This window comes from Ruegeria sp. BG3, assembly GCF_056538485.1.
In genome coordinates this window covers 548360-561814 of sequence record NZ_JBQFTE010000001.1, presented here as the reverse complement: position 1 = coordinate 561814, position 13455 = coordinate 548360, and the positions used below count along the sequence as shown (strand labels likewise).

Here is a 13455-nt window from a genome sequence, read left to right as displayed (position 1 = left end):
CCATGAATCGTGTTTATCTCGATCACAACGCCACCACGCCTTTGCGGCCCGAAGCGCGGGACGCGATGATCGCGGCAATGGATGTCTGCGGGAACCCATCGTCGGTCCATGCCGAGGGGCGCGCGGCGAAGGCTTTGATCGAACGCGCACGGGCACAGGTGGCATCGGCTTTTGGGGCTGATGGTGCGGATATCGTATTTACCTCTGGCTCGACCGAAGGCGCCGCTTTGGCTTTGGCGGGTCGAAATCTGCACGGTGCATCAATTGAGCATGACGCGGTAAGAGCGTGGATTACTGAGGATATCCCGGTTTCTTCGGGCGGGACGGCAGCATTGACTGATCCGGCAAATGCGACGCTGCAAGTTGCGAACTCGGAAACGGGTATCGTGCAGACGCTACCGAAGGGGCTGGCGGTGACCGATGCGACCCAGGCATTTGGCAAACTGCCGATTGCGTTCAATTGGATGGACGTTCAGATGGCGCTAGTGTCTGCGCATAAACTGGGTGGACCGAAAGGGATCGGAGCTGTTGTGATGAAACGCGGCACGGACCTGCCTGCTCAGATCAAGGGCGGCGGGCAAGAGATGGGCCGGCGCTCTGGAACCGAAAACGTCGTTGGGATCGTGGGGTTCGGGGCCGCTGCTGAAGCAGCAGCCCAGGATCTTGCCATTGGTGTTTGGGAGCAGGTCGAAGAATTTAGAAATATTCTAGAAAACGCCCTTGAGGCTGGTGAAAGATCACCTATTTTTGTCGGGAAAGACCAGACTCGCCTGCCAAACACGTTATGTTTCGCGTCGCCCGGCTGGAAGGGTGAAACGCAGGTCATGCAGATGGACCTGTCTGGTTTTGCGGTCAGTGCGGGCTCGGCCTGTTCAAGCGGAAAGGTCCGCGCCAGCGCTGTACTGACTGCGATGGGATTTGATGAGGGGACAGCAGCCAGCGCAATCCGCGTGTCGCTGGGACCTCGGACTACCAAGGAAGATGTGCTGCGTTTCGCCGAAACGTGGCTTGAGAAAGAGAAAAAGCATCGCGCGCGGGCCGCGTGATCTTACGGAGGGTAAACAATGGCCGCTTTGGACCAGACCCAGGTAAAAGAGGGTGTCGATCAGGAAACCGTGGATGCGGTACGCGAGGTCAGCACTTATAAATACGGCTGGGAAACCGAGATCGAGATGGAGTACGCGCCCAAGGGCGTGAACCCAGATATCGTTCGGTTGATCTCGGAAAAGAACGAAGAGCCCGAATGGATGACCGAATGGCGTCTGTCGGCCTTCGAGCGCTGGACTAAGATGGAAGAGCCAAAATGGGCCATGGTCAACTACCCTGAGATCGACTTTCAGGACCAGTATTACTATGCCCGCCCGAAATCGATGGAAGAAAAACCCAAATCTCTGGATGAGGTCGACCCCAAGCTTCTGGCCACTTACGAAAAGCTGGGTATCCCTCTGAAAGAACAGATGATTCTGGCAGGCGTGGAAGGCGCCGAGGATATGCCCGTCGAGGGTCGCAAAGTGGCCGTCGACGCCGTGTTTGACTCGGTTTCAGTCGGCACGACCTTCCAGGCTGAGCTGAAGAAGGCCGGCGTTATCTTCTGCTCGATCTCGGAAGCAATCAAAGAGCATCCTGAGCTGGTGAAGAAATACTTGGGCACCGTGGTTCCGGTGTCAGACAATTTCTATGCCACTCTGAACTCGGCCGTGTTCTCGGATGGCTCGTTCGTCTACATCCCGCCGGGCGTCCGCTGCCCGATGGAGCTGAGCACCTATTTCCGCATCAACGCGGAAAACACCGGCCAGTTTGAACGCACCCTGATCATCGCCGATAAAGGCAGCTATGTCAGCTACTTGGAGGGTTGCACCGCACCTCAGCGCGACACCGCGCAGCTGCACGCGGCCGTGGTCGAGATCATCGTTGAAGAAGATGCCGAGGTGAAATACTCCACTGTTCAGAACTGGTTCCCAGGGGACGAGAACGGTAAGGGCGGTATCTATAACTTCGTGACCAAGCGTGCGGATTGCCGTGGAGATCGCTCCAAGGTGATGTGGACGCAGGTCGAGACCGGCTCGGCCGTGACGTGGAAATACCCGTCCTGCATCCTGCGTGGTGAGGAAAGCCAAGGTGAGTTCTACTCGATCGCGATTGCCAACAACTATCAGCAGGCCGATACCGGCACCAAGATGGTTCACCTGGGCAAGAACACCAAGTCGCGCATCGTCTCTAAAGGTATCAGCGCGGGCAAGGCACAGAACACCTATCGTGGGCTGGTCTCGATGCACCCGAAGGCCAAAGACAGCCGCAACTACACCCAGTGTGACAGCTTGCTGATCGGCGACAAATGCGGGGCGCATACCGTTCCCTATATCGAGGTCAAGAACAACTCGAGCCGCGTCGAGCATGAGGCGACGACCTCGAAGGTGGACGACGATCAGCTGTTCTACTGCCGTCAACGTGGCATGGACGAGGAAGAGGCCGTGGCGCTGGTTGTCAACGGGTTCTGTAAGGACGTGCTGCAGGCGCTGCCGATGGAATTTGCGATGGAGGCCCAGCAGTTAGTGGCCATCTCGCTCGAAGGGTCTGTGGGTTAAACCCAAGCTTCTCTGAAATCAGAATTTACGCGGGGGCCGCGCGCCCTCTTGCGATACGCAAAAGGACAAAACATGCTGGAAATCAAGAACCTGCACGTACAGCTTGAAGAAGAAGACAAGCAAATTCTCAAGGGTGTCGACCTGACGGTCGAGGCTGGCAAGGTGCATGCGATCATGGGGCCGAACGGCTCGGGCAAGTCCACGCTCAGCTATGTGCTGTCGGGGCGCGATGGCTATGAGGTCACCGAAGGCTCGGCCACTCTGGACGGCGAAGACCTGCTAGAGATGGAGCCGGAAGAGCGTGCCGCAGCTGGTGTGTTCCTCGCGTTCCAATACCCGGTTGAGATCCCGGGCGTCGGCAACATGACCTTCCTGCGCACCGCAGTGAACGCGCAGCGCAAAGCGCGCGGGGAAGAGGAGCTGTCGGCCGCCGACTTCCTGAAACTCGTGCGAGAAAAGGCGAAATCGCTGAAGATCGACGCGGACATGCTGAAGCGTCCGGTCAATGTCGGCTTCTCGGGTGGAGAGAAAAAGCGCAATGAAATCCTGCAGATGGCGATGCTGGAACCCAAAATGTGCATTCTAGACGAGACCGACTCGGGCCTCGACGTGGATGCCATGAAGCTGGTCTCCGAAGGCGTGAACGCGCTGCGGGATGAGGGGCGTGGTTTCCTGGTCATCACCCATTACCAGCGCCTGCTGGACCACATCAAACCGGATGTCGTTCACATCATGGCCGATGGCCGCATCGTGAAATCCGGTGGTCCTGAGCTGGCGCTGGAAGTTGAAAACAACGGTTACTCCGACATTCTTGCCGAGGTGAACTAATGGCCTTACCGCAAGCAAAACAGACCGCAACCGAAGAGCGTCTGGCCTCGCTGACGATGCCTGATCCCGGATGCACCAAGGCCGCGCGCCAAGGGGCTTTGGGCCGGGTGCGAGAAATGGGGCTACCAAGCCGTCGCGATGAATACTGGAAATACACGCGTCCGGATACGCTGGTCTCGGCCGATGCGCCCAAGGCTGCCATTTTCGACTCGGGCGAGCCGATGGTGTTCAACGATGTCGATCGGCTGCAAATTGTATTCGTCGACGGTGTGTTCGATGCCGAAGCCTCGGATGATCTGAGCCTTGAAGGCGTCAAGATCGACCGGCTGGAGGATATCTGCTGCAAGGATATCCACTGGGCCAAGGATCTTTACGGCAAGCTCGAGGAGCGGGGCCAAACCCCGGTTCAGCGTCCTCTGGCTGCTTTGAACACCGCATTCGCGACAGACGGCGTTGCCATCCATGTAACCGGCAAACCGTCGAAGCCGATCAATCTGGTGTACCGTCACGAGTCCGAAGACTCGGACGCGATTCTGCACCACGTGATCCGTGTTGAAAGCGATGCCGAGGCGACGATCCTCGAGGCCGGTCCGGCCGCGTCGCGCTTCAACAAATGCATGGAGATCGACATCGCCGACAACGGGACCTTGCACCATGTCCGGGCGCAGGGCCGCGATCATGAACGCCGGGCCGTAACCCATATGTTCACGCGTCTTGGTCAGGAATCGACCTATAAGTCGTTTACTCTTACAGCCAATGGCGTGCTGACTCGTAATGAGCAGGTGGTAGAACTGACCGGTGACGATGCCGTGGCCCATGTGGCCGGAGCCTGCGTCGGGGACGGTGATTTTCACCATGACGACACCGTTTTTGTCACCCATGACGCGGTGAATTGCGAAAGCCGTCAGGTGTTCAAGAAGGTCCTGCGCAACGGCGCGACGGGCGTGTTCCAAGGCAAGATCCTTGTGAAGGAAGGCGCGCAGAAGACCGATGGCTACCAGATCAGCCAGTCGCTTTTACTGGACGATGACAGCCAGTTCCTCGCCAAGCCCGAGCTTGAAATCTACGCCGATGACGTTGCCTGTTCGCACGGGTCGACCTCGGGCGCGATTGATGAGACCGCGTTGTTCTATCTGCGCTCGCGCGGGGTTCCGACGAAGGACGCCACCAACATGCTGACGCTGGCTTTCCTTGCCGAGGCGGTGGATGAGATCGAGGACGAAACACTGGCCGAAGAGATCGTGACCCGTCTGGAAGGCTGGCTTTCGCGTCACAGCTGATATGCCGGTCTCATCAGATATCGTCGCCACATACCGGGGGCCGGGTCGCGTTGTGCGTCGGCTTCTGGATATGGGGCCGCGCGAAGACCGAGCGCTTATCTTCGTCATGGCCTTTTGCGTGGTGGCCTTCATTGCGCAAATGCCCAGCCTTGCACGCCGCGCGCATCTGGAGCAGGTCGAATTGAACATGCTTCTGGGCGGAGCGCTTTTGGGCTCGGTCTTCATCCTGCCGCTGTTCTTCTACACGCTGGCCTTGGTGTCACATTGGGCCGCGCGTCTGGTGGGCGGGCAGGGCAGTGCCTATGGTGCCAGATTGGCATTATTCTGGGCGCTCTTGTCCTCAGCACCTTTGGTTTTGCTAAACGGACTGGTCGCCGGGTTCATAGGCCCTGGGCCGACTCAAACTTTGGTCGGATTGATTTGGGTTGCCGTTTTTGTCTGGTTCTGGTTATCCGGATTGCGACAAGCACAAAGGTCGGCTGAATGACTATACCCCCCCTGGGCCCGCTGGCGAGCCTGACGCTCAGAAAACCTGCCGAAGCGGCGCGACAGATTTTGGCCCTCAACCCGGGGCGAGAGGTTTTGTGGCTGGCGTTCTTTCTGGCCGTTGTCCTCAATTGCATCGCGCAGATGGGCATAGATCTATCCATCGCCGCATCGGGTGGCCCAACCGTATCCCAATCGATCCCGGTTGTCCTGATCCGATCCGCAGGAACGATGCTGTTCAGCATTCTGGCCTTTCTCTATGTCGGGCGTTTTCTGGGCGGAACGGGGCGTTTTGAAGATCTGATGGTCCTGACGATCTGGCTGCAGTTTCTGCAAATTGCAGCACTGGTCGCGACCCTCGCGCTGAGCTTGATCGCGGTAGCTTTTATGGCCCCTCTGATCCTGGCAACGGCCATCTACAGCCTCTACATAACACTTCATTTTCTGAATGAGGCGCACAAGCTTGGATCTCTGGGCAAGTCTTTTGGTGTCATTTTGTTGACGGCGTTGCTGGCGGTACCTTTTGTCCTATTTCTCAACCCGTTGGGTCCTGTCTAGAAAGATCTCTCATGTATGATGTGCAGAAAATCCGGTCTGATTTCCCGATCCTGTCGCGGCAGGTGAACGGCAAACCCCTGACATATCTGGACAATGGCGCGTCGGCGCAGAAACCTCAGGTCGTGATTGATGCCGTTACGCGCGCCTATGCCGAGGAATACTCTAACGTGCATCGCGGGCTTCACTACCTCTCGAACCTCGCGACCGAGAAATATGAATCCGTGCGTAGCACGGTCGCGCGCTTTCTGGGTGTTGCGGATGAGGATGAGATTGTTCTGAACTCCGGCACGACCGAGGGGATCAATCTGGTCGCCTATGGCTGGGCCATGCCGCGGCTTGAAGCGGCGGATGAGATCGTCCTCAGCGTGATGGAGCATCACGCCAACATCGTGCCCTGGCATTTCCTGCGTGAGCGTCAGGGCGTCGTCCTGAAATGGGTCGATGTTGATGCGGATGGCGGGCTTGATCCGCAGGCCGTGATTGACGCAATCGGCCCCAAGACCAAACTGGTCGCGGTCACGCAATGTTCGAACGTGTTGGGCACTGTGGTCGACGTGAAGGCCATCACTGCGGGCGCGCATGCCAAGGGCGTGCCGGTCTTGGTTGATGGTAGTCAGGGTGCGGTTCACATGCCGGTTAACGTGCAGGATATCGGCTGCGATTTCTATGCCATTACCGGGCACAAGCTCTATGGCCCATCCGGTTCCGGAGCGATCTATATCAAATCCGAACGTATGGCCGAAATGCGCCCCTTCATCGGCGGCGGCGACATGATTAAAGAGGTCAGCAAGGATCAGGTTATCTACAATGATCCACCGATGAAGTTTGAGGCTGGCACGCCGGGCATCGTCCAAACTATCGGTCTCGGTGTGGCTCTGGACTATATGATGGATCTGGGGATGGCGAATATCGCCAGTCACGAAGCGGGCCTGCGTGATTATGCCATGCAGCGTCTGACCGGTCTAAACTGGCTACAGGTTCAGGGCACACGGCCGGACAAGGCCGCGATCTTTAGCTTTACGCTGGATGGGGCAGGACATGCGCATGATGTCTCGACGATTCTGGACAAGAAAGGCGTCGCGGTGCGCGCCGGTCACCACTGCGCCGGTCCTCTGATGGATCACCTTGGGGTGACGGCCACCTGCCGCGCCAGCTTTGGCCTCTATAACACCACGGATGAGGTCGACACCCTGATTGACGCGCTTGAACTGGCGCATGATCTCTTTGCCTAAATCTGGGTCGTGCCGGTCAGTTTTCCAGTTGCACCCAGCTCGGAACAAGGTTAGCTAACGGCCAAGGCACCTGTAGCTCAGCTGGATAGAGCGCTGCCCTCCGAAGGCAGAGGCCAGAGGTTCGAATCCTCTCAGGTGCGCCACTTCTCACAGTCTTGATGATTTGTTCAGTCCGACCGTAGTGGTCGTTGCATCCGCTAGATGTTTGATTTCGAAAATATCTTTAGCCTGAACAAGCTAGAGAAACGTTGGGTGATTGGCTCTGCAACGAACAAAGGCCGCCAATTGCAGCAGCCCGTTCCTGCAAAATTCGAGTTTTGCAACACACTCAGGCAGACCTAATGGCCTGCCAGATCCATCTCAGTAAACGACAATGCGCTTAGCCGCGCCAACTGCGAACAACACCGCAATCCATGTGGACGAAGTTCGAACGGTAGTATTGTCCAACACCGCCTGCACGGCATGACATGGCCGCTTTGGCCATTTGCGAAACCGAACGGGATGCGAGTCGCAGGTCAGCCGCCTGTCCCTGCATATGGAGCGAGTTCCGCGCCACCCGGCGCGATTTGGACCGCAACATGGCGTTGGTTTGTGGCGAGCGGTACCCCGAAAGGAGCATATAGGGCTCATCAGCGTCCAAAAGGTTGTGCGACGCCGCCATGATGTCGATTGTGCGCAGGTCCATCGCTTTCGACTGATCGGTGCGCCAGTCGCGCATGAAGTGGTTCACCTCTTTCACGGCGTCTTTGATATATTTGCCGTCGACCCAGTAAACCATATCAATCCGCTCACCCGTGCGACCGGAATACATGCGGATGCGGCGAATATCGCCACCACCACGAAGGAAACCTGCTGCGTTGGAAAAAGTCGGTGCTGCCGCCACGGCCGTTGCCGCGAATGCGCCCAGAAGGGCACGACGGGTAATACCCGAAGTACTGCTCTTGGTCATTTTCGTTTCGTCCCGTACTGTTCCTGCCTGCGCACGATGTTACGCGCGCTGTCTTAATATTTTCCCATCCCAGATGGCGAATGTATGGCACAGTTGGAATCAACGGCCAAGAAGTCTTTGAAATGCACCTTTGTCAGGGGGAATTTTCGGCAGTTTTTTGCGCAGGTGATGCAAATGAGTCATTTTATTCAGCAACTGAGGGTTTTCGGCATCGGGTAGATGCAAACGCGCATCAGGGCGCAAAAGAAGGAGATAAGTAAGGTATTTGTGAATAGACATGCCCGATGGCTGAAAACCATATATAAATAAAGCTCCGGCAAACATCGCATAAGTTATTGAAGAACCAAGGCCATCCCATGCTCTCAGTGTTACGGACCAGTACCAGTTTTGTTTTCACCGCCTGTTTTCTGGCGACGGCATCCATCGCGAACGCGTCGTCAGACGAGGGGTCGAACACCGCATTTCGGATGGCGGTTGCCGAAAATACCTCTGCCTCTGTTCAGATTGCCGAATTTTATCGCAGCAATGGCTTTGTCCCTCTGTGGGTCGGCGATACGCCCGAACACGCCAAACGCCGTGCGGCATTGATCAAAGCAATCTCTGAGACCGAGCGACACGGATTGCCCGCCGCGTATGACGTGCAGGCCCTTGTCGATCAGATGGCTGAGGCTCGTTCGGTTCGCGATTTGGGCACGGTCGAGGCTCAGTTGACGCGTAGCTTCTTGTCCTATGCAGATGACATCTATTCCGGTGCCCTGCGGCCCGCCAGTATTGACGATGGCCTTGTCCGCAAGGTCGAACGCCGCGATGCAAACCAGCATCTTGAGGCGCTGAACACCCAAGGTGCGGCGTATTTTGAAACTCTGATCCCGCAAACCGCCCAATATCGCGCTTTGATGAAGCAAAAGATCGCGTTGGAGAACCTGATCCGCCAGGGCGGGTGGGGGCCGACTGTTCCGGTCGCGAAACTGGAATACGGCGATACCGGTCCGAACGTGATCAAACTGCGCAACCGGCTTGTTGCTATGGGTTACCTCAAACCCACGGCCAGCCCGGAGTTTGATGACGCCCTGCTTGGGGCCGTTCAGGCATTCCAAACAGCGCACGGATTGGCCTCGGACGGGGTAGCCGGACAAGGGACTATCACCGAGCTGAACCGACCGGCTTCGGACCGTTTAAAGGCCGTCTATGTCGCCTTGGAGCGGGAGCGTTGGCTGCCGCGTGAGCGGGGCGAGCGGCATATTCTGGTCAATCAGGCCGACTTCTCGGCAAAGATCGTGGATGACGGGCTGGTCACGTTCGAGACCCGCGCCGTGATCGGCAAAAACGTACATGATCGTCGCAGCCCCGAATTCTCGGATGAGATGGAGCATATGGTGATCAATCCCAGCTGGTATGTGCCACGCTCGATCATTACCAAGGAATACCTGCCCAAGCTGCAATCGAACCCGAACGCGGTCGGCCATATCCAGATCACGGATCGCAGTGGTCGTCAGGTCAATCGAGGGGCCGTCGACTTCACCCAATTCACCGCACGCAACTTCCCGTTCGCGATGCGTCAGCCTCCCAGCAAAAGCAATGCACTGGGGCTGGTGAAGTTCATGTTCCCCAATAAGTACAACATCTATCTGCATGATACGCCTCAGAAATCTCTGTTTGCGCGTGAGGTTCGGGCGTTCTCGCACGGGTGTATCCGACTGGCGCAACCGTTCGAGTTCGCCTATGCGCTGCTGGCCAAACAGGAGGAGGACCCCAAGGCATTCTTCCACCGTGTGTTGAACACCGGCAAAGAAACGACGGTGAAGTTGGACAAGAAAGTGCCTGTCCACCTGATCTACCGCACCGCCTATATCGGCCCAAAAGGTGAGGTTCAGTATCGCCGCGACGTATATAACCGCGATGCCAAGATTTGGGACGCGCTGCAAAAGGCAGGGGTGGCCCTGCCGGACGTTCAGGGGTAAGCACTCAGGGTAAATCCTGCCCAAGAGGACGCCCGCTATGCAGTTCACCATCCAACAGATCGCCGACAGCCTTGGGGCCGAATGTCAGGGTGAAACAGACCTGACAATTCTGCGCGCCGCTGAGCCGGGTGATGCCGGGCCAACCGATCTGGCGATGGCAATGTCCCCCAAATATGCCGAAACGCTTTCGGGCGGTGAGGCGCGCGCAGCCGTGCTGTGGGAAGGCGCGGATTGGCAAGCAATGGGCCTGCGTGCTGCGATCTTTGTCACGCGTCCCCGGATGGCGATGGCGGGTATCACGACACTGCTGGACCGGGGGCAGGGTGTTGAACCGGGCGTTCACCCCTCGGCTGTGATCGACCCGACAGCCGAGATCGGAGAGGGTGTTTCGATCGGTCCGCTGGCCGTTATCGGCGCGCGGGCGAAGATTGGCGCGGGATCGGTGATCGGTCCGCACTGTACAATCGGAATGGACGTGGTGCTGGGCGCGCAAGCTCTTCTGCGTGAAATGGTCAGCATCGGTGCGCGGGCGCAAATCGGAGACCGCTTCATCGCCCAACCCGGCGCGCGTATCGGCGGCGACGGGTTCAGCTTTGTCACGCCCGAGGTGTCCGGTGCCGAAAACGCTCGTAAAACCATGGGCGATCAGGGGGAAGCCAAGGCGCAAAGCTGGCTGCGCATTCATTCGCTTGGCGCTGTTGAAATCGGGGACGATGTCGAGGTCGGCTCGAACTGTACCGTCGACAACGGCACAATTCGGAACACACGTATTGGCGACGGATCCAAGCTCGATAACCTTGTGCATGTGGGTCACAACACGCGTGTCGGGCGCGATTGCCTTTTATGCGGTCAGACCGGCGTGTCCGGCTCGGTCGAGATCGGCAATAACGTGGTGCTTGGCGGTCAAACCGGAGTAGCTGACAATATTTTCATCGGCGATGGCGTGATCGCGGGGGGCGCAACCAAGATCCTGTCTAACGTGCCAGCTGGCCGTGTGATCATGGGCTATCCGAGCGTCAAGATGGAAACCCATACCGAGATCTACAAGGCACAGCGCCGCTTGCCGCGCATGGCTCGCGACGTCGAGGCATTGAAAAAGGCTGTTTTCAAACAGTCTCCGAGCGATTAAATCATCCTCAGATTGATAGCCAGGGGATCAACATGAGCATCAGCGACCGCGTCATCGCAATCATTGCAGAGCAGGCCGTTCTGGAGCCATCGGATGTGACGCCCGAAAGCTCGCTGGCGGATCTGGGAATCGATAGCCTGGGTCTGGTCGAAAGCATCTTTGCCATCGAGGAAGAGTTCGACATCTCGGTTCCCTTCAACGCCAACGAGCCCGAGGCGAATGATTTCGACATCTCGAACGTGGCCGCGATCATTGCGGGCATCGAAAAGCTTGTGTCGGAAAAGGTCTGACCCAGCGCAATGAAAAGGGTTGTCATTACCGGGGCAGGCACGATCAATTCTCTGGGCCATTCCGTCCCCGACACGCTGGAGGCGATGCGCGAGGGCCGCTGCGGTATCTCTGAGCTGGAGTTCCGCGACGTTGACCGTCTGGCCATCAAGATCGGCGGACAGGTGCGTGGGTTCGAGGCCGAAGGGCGGTTTAATCGCCAGCAAATGTCTCTGTATGACCGGTTCACGCAATTCACCCTGACCGCCGCCAAAGAGGCCATCGAGCAATCGGGTATCGAGTTTCATGGCGACCTTGCAGCCCGGTCCGGCGTGGTCCTGGGCACGGCGGGTGGCGGCGTGTCGACATGGGATGACAACTACCGCTCCGTCTATGAGGACGGTAAGAACCGCGTTCACCCCTTTGTGGTGCCCAAGCTGATGAACAACGCAGCCGCCAGCCATGTGTCGATGGAGCACAACTTGAAGGGCCCCAGCTTCACGGTATCGACCGCCTGCGCGTCCTCGAACCACGCGATGGCGCAAGCGTTCCAGATGGTGCGCAGCGGGGCCGCGCCTGCGATGATCACCGGCGGGTCGGAATCGATGTTGTGTTTTGGCGGCGTGAAAGCCTGGGAAGGGCTGCGCGTGATGTCCAAAGACGCCTGCCGCCCCTTCAGCGCCAACCGCAACGGGATGGTGCAGGGCGAGGGTGCTGGTGTCTTTGTGTTCGAGGAATACGAACATGCCCGCGCGCGGGGCGCAGATATCCTGTGCGAGGTTGTTGGCTTCGCCATGTCTTCGGACGCCTCGGATATCGTGATGCCCAGCAAGCAGGGGGCCGCACGAGCGATGGCGGGCGCGTTGGCGGATGCCAAGCTGAACGCCAGCGATGTGTGCTATATCAATGCACATGGCACAGGTACTGCGGCAAATGACAAAACGGAATGTGCCGCCGTAGCGGATGTGTTTGGACCGCATGCAGATGATTTGATGATCTCATCAACCAAATCCATGCACGGCCACCTGATCGGAGGCACCGGAGCGGTAGAGCTTCTGGCCTGTATAATGGCGCTGCGGGACGGAGTCATCGCGCCCACCATCGGTTATGAAGAACCCGACCCGGAATGCGCGCTGGACGTGGTGCCAAATGTCGCGCGTGAAGCCAAGGTCGACGTGGCGCTCAGCAATGCGTTTGCGTTCGGCGGGTTAAACGCGGTCTTGGCGCTCAAAAGCGTCTGAGCTGCAAAGAAAACCGCCGCCACAAAGCTGTGGCGGCGAAATCTATTCGCAGCCGACTTAGTTGACGTTAATGGCCAGCCCGTCAAAGCCCGAAGTGAAACCCGACAGGGACATATCCATTGTTATAACCTGATCGGGGAAGCGCGCGGGAACCAGCGAGAAGGTCGCTTTGCTGCCCGCTTTCATCGCGTCAATGTCACCCTGGCTTAGGCCCAGCTGCGCGACACAGCCAACAGGCAGACAATGGTGGTAGTTGTAAAGCTTGCGCGGCGCGCCGTCGATCGACAGGGCCAGTTGCGCTTGTAGCAGGGTCTCCAACGGTACGATCACATTGGCCCATGCAACAGCCGCTCCACCTTCCGGCAGCTTGCCGATGGACACTTCTGCAATCGGATCACCCTGAGGGCCGTTCAGAACCTGAACGATCGCACAAGGATCTTCGCCTTCCGGTGCCTTGATGCAGGAGACATCCCAATCGCCGGATTCTTCTTTGACAAATTGCTCACCTACACGCGGGCCGGATTGGCCCAAATCGAGGCCCGCGCCTGCATCGGCCCCTGTTCCTTCATTGGTCGTGCCTTCGGAAGTCGTTTCCTGCGCGCTAACCGCTCCGCACATCAGAACGGCTGCCAGAGTATTAAACGAGAGGAGTCTCTTGAACATGAATGCCTCGGTTTGCTGTTTGTTTTGCCTCATCTAGCATCCTTCGCTGCGGCTGTCAGTCGTTAACCGAATGGCTGAGATCAATGTGAGCGTTTTCTTGGGCCAAACCCCGCTCAAGAACCAATACAGGCAAAAGAAAAGAGGGCTGGTGGAGCAGCCCTCTTTCCAAAATTTTTCTCCCCGTCGGACTGGCCGACTTAGTTATGCGCAGACGTTACGAAAGGGGGAAGCAGGGGTCAACCGCTAACAGAAAAATTTAATGCACTAATCAGCATA

The 13455-nt window shown here is 57.7% G+C and carries 14 protein-coding genes and 1 tRNA gene; 12 read left to right on the top strand and 3 right to left on the bottom strand.

Going from position 1 to position 13455, the window contains the following annotated elements:
- Positions 1 to 2 precede the first annotated feature (2 nt).
- From ACR0AI_RS02845 to ACR0AI_RS02810, 8 genes are all read left to right on the top strand, one after another.
- Positions 3 to 1046, top strand: coding sequence for a cysteine desulfurase family protein (locus tag ACR0AI_RS02845; protein WP_480670843.1), 1044 nt, complete (start codon positions 3 to 5; stop codon positions 1044 to 1046).
- Between the two features lie 18 nt (positions 1047 to 1064).
- Complete coding sequence (gene sufB, locus ACR0AI_RS02840) at positions 1065 to 2585, top strand: Fe-S cluster assembly protein SufB (RefSeq protein ID WP_480670845.1); 1521 nt, start codon at positions 1065 to 1067, stop codon at positions 2583 to 2585.
- Positions 2586 to 2657: 72 nt separating this feature from the next.
- On the top strand, positions 2658 to 3413 hold the full coding sequence (gene sufC, locus ACR0AI_RS02835) for a Fe-S cluster assembly ATPase SufC (protein ID WP_170373689.1): 756 nt from the start codon (positions 2658 to 2660) through the stop codon (positions 3411 to 3413).
- Positions 3413 to 4693: a Fe-S cluster assembly protein SufD gene (gene sufD / locus ACR0AI_RS02830; RefSeq protein WP_480670848.1), complete on the top strand. Its 1281-nt coding sequence runs from the start codon at positions 3413 to 3415 to the stop codon at positions 4691 to 4693. The genes sufC and sufD overlap by 1 nt, the downstream gene beginning before the upstream one ends.
- Position 4694: 1 nt before the next feature.
- Positions 4695 to 5180, top strand: a complete 486-nt coding sequence (locus tag ACR0AI_RS02825; protein WP_170373691.1) for a YIP1 family protein — start codon at positions 4695 to 4697, stop codon at positions 5178 to 5180.
- Positions 5177 to 5737, top strand: a complete 561-nt coding sequence (locus ACR0AI_RS02820; protein ID WP_480670850.1) for a Yip1 family protein — start codon at positions 5177 to 5179, stop codon at positions 5735 to 5737. Before ACR0AI_RS02825 ends, ACR0AI_RS02820 begins: the two co-directional genes overlap by 4 nt.
- Before the next feature lie 11 nt (positions 5738 to 5748).
- Positions 5749 to 6969, top strand: a complete 1221-nt coding sequence (locus tag ACR0AI_RS02815; RefSeq protein WP_480670852.1) for a cysteine desulfurase — start codon at positions 5749 to 5751, stop codon at positions 6967 to 6969.
- Between the two features lie 66 nt (positions 6970 to 7035).
- Positions 7036 to 7112: transfer RNA gene (locus ACR0AI_RS02810), tRNA-Arg, on the top strand.
- A 236-nt stretch (positions 7113 to 7348) separates the two neighbouring features.
- Here ACR0AI_RS02810 and mepK read toward each other — a convergent pair.
- Positions 7349 to 7918 carry a peptidoglycan L,D-endopeptidase MepK gene (mepK, locus tag ACR0AI_RS02805; protein ID WP_170676037.1) on the bottom strand — a complete coding sequence of 190 codons (570 nt, stop codon included), beginning with the start codon at positions 7916 to 7918 and terminating at the stop codon, positions 7349 to 7351.
- A gap of 99 nt (positions 7919 to 8017) precedes the next feature.
- On the bottom strand, positions 8018 to 8242 hold the full coding sequence (locus tag ACR0AI_RS02800; RefSeq protein WP_480670854.1) for a hypothetical protein: 225 nt from the start codon (positions 8240 to 8242) through the stop codon (positions 8018 to 8020).
- A gap of 32 nt (positions 8243 to 8274) precedes the next feature.
- Between ACR0AI_RS02800 and ACR0AI_RS02795 the strand changes: the two genes are divergently transcribed.
- From ACR0AI_RS02795 to ACR0AI_RS02780, 4 genes are read left to right on the top strand one after another with little or no spacing between them, the layout of a single operon-like run.
- Positions 8275 to 9879 (top strand): L,D-transpeptidase family protein, encoded by a 1605-nt coding sequence (locus ACR0AI_RS02795; RefSeq protein ID WP_480670856.1) that lies wholly within the window; start codon positions 8275 to 8277, stop codon positions 9877 to 9879.
- A 37-nt stretch (positions 9880 to 9916) separates the two neighbouring features.
- Positions 9917 to 11008 carry a UDP-3-O-(3-hydroxymyristoyl)glucosamine N-acyltransferase gene (lpxD, locus tag ACR0AI_RS02790; protein WP_480670858.1) on the top strand — a complete coding sequence of 364 codons (1092 nt, stop codon included), beginning with the start codon at positions 9917 to 9919 and terminating at the stop codon, positions 11006 to 11008.
- Positions 11009 to 11040: 32 nt separating this feature from the next.
- On the top strand, positions 11041 to 11298 hold the full coding sequence (locus ACR0AI_RS02785; RefSeq protein ID WP_480670860.1) for an acyl carrier protein: 258 nt from the start codon (positions 11041 to 11043) through the stop codon (positions 11296 to 11298).
- 9 nt (positions 11299 to 11307) lie between these two features.
- Positions 11308 to 12516, top strand: coding sequence for a beta-ketoacyl-[acyl-carrier-protein] synthase family protein (locus tag ACR0AI_RS02780; RefSeq protein ID WP_480670862.1), 1209 nt, complete (start codon positions 11308 to 11310; stop codon positions 12514 to 12516).
- A 57-nt stretch (positions 12517 to 12573) separates the two neighbouring features.
- Here ACR0AI_RS02780 and ACR0AI_RS02775 read toward each other — a convergent pair whose 3' ends face one another.
- The gene (locus tag ACR0AI_RS02775) at positions 12574 to 13179 is read right to left on the bottom strand and encodes an invasion associated locus B family protein (RefSeq protein WP_480670864.1); all 606 of its coding nucleotides are present in this window, start codon (positions 13177 to 13179) and stop codon (positions 12574 to 12576) included.
- Between the last annotated feature and the right edge of the window lie 276 nt (positions 13180 to 13455).

Excerpts from the sequence above, each read along its gene's own strand:
- ACR0AI_RS02825 (WP_170373691.1), top strand. The coding sequence starts at position 4,695 with ATGCCGGTCTCATCAGATATCGTCGCCACATACCGGGGGCCGGGTCGC.
- ACR0AI_RS02785 (WP_480670860.1), top strand. The coding sequence starts at position 11,041 with ATGAGCATCAGCGACCGCGTCATCGCAATCATTGCAGAGCAGGCCGTT.
- sufD (WP_480670848.1), top strand. The coding sequence starts at position 3,413 with ATGGCCTTACCGCAAGCAAAACAGACCGCAACCGAAGAGCGTCTGGCC.
- ACR0AI_RS02815 (WP_480670852.1), top strand. The coding sequence starts at position 5,749 with ATGTATGATGTGCAGAAAATCCGGTCTGATTTCCCGATCCTGTCGCGG.
- ACR0AI_RS02820 (WP_480670850.1), top strand. The coding sequence starts at position 5,177 with ATGACTATACCCCCCCTGGGCCCGCTGGCGAGCCTGACGCTCAGAAAA.
- sufB (WP_480670845.1), top strand. The coding sequence starts at position 1,065 with ATGGCCGCTTTGGACCAGACCCAGGTAAAAGAGGGTGTCGATCAGGAA.
- lpxD (WP_480670858.1), top strand. The coding sequence starts at position 9,917 with ATGCAGTTCACCATCCAACAGATCGCCGACAGCCTTGGGGCCGAATGT.
- ACR0AI_RS02775 (WP_480670864.1), bottom strand. The coding sequence starts at position 13,179 with ATGTTCAAGAGACTCCTCTCGTTTAATACTCTGGCAGCCGTTCTGATG.
- mepK (WP_170676037.1), bottom strand. The coding sequence starts at position 7,918 with ATGACCAAGAGCAGTACTTCGGGTATTACCCGTCGTGCCCTTCTGGGC.
- ACR0AI_RS02800 (WP_480670854.1), bottom strand. The coding sequence starts at position 8,242 with ATGTTTGCCGGAGCTTTATTTATATATGGTTTTCAGCCATCGGGCATG.
- ACR0AI_RS02845 (WP_480670843.1), top strand. The coding sequence starts at position 3 with ATGAATCGTGTTTATCTCGATCACAACGCCACCACGCCTTTGCGGCCC.
- sufC (WP_170373689.1), top strand. The coding sequence starts at position 2,658 with ATGCTGGAAATCAAGAACCTGCACGTACAGCTTGAAGAAGAAGACAAG.
- ACR0AI_RS02780 (WP_480670862.1), top strand. The coding sequence starts at position 11,308 with ATGAAAAGGGTTGTCATTACCGGGGCAGGCACGATCAATTCTCTGGGC.
- ACR0AI_RS02795 (WP_480670856.1), top strand. The coding sequence starts at position 8,275 with ATGCTCTCAGTGTTACGGACCAGTACCAGTTTTGTTTTCACCGCCTGT.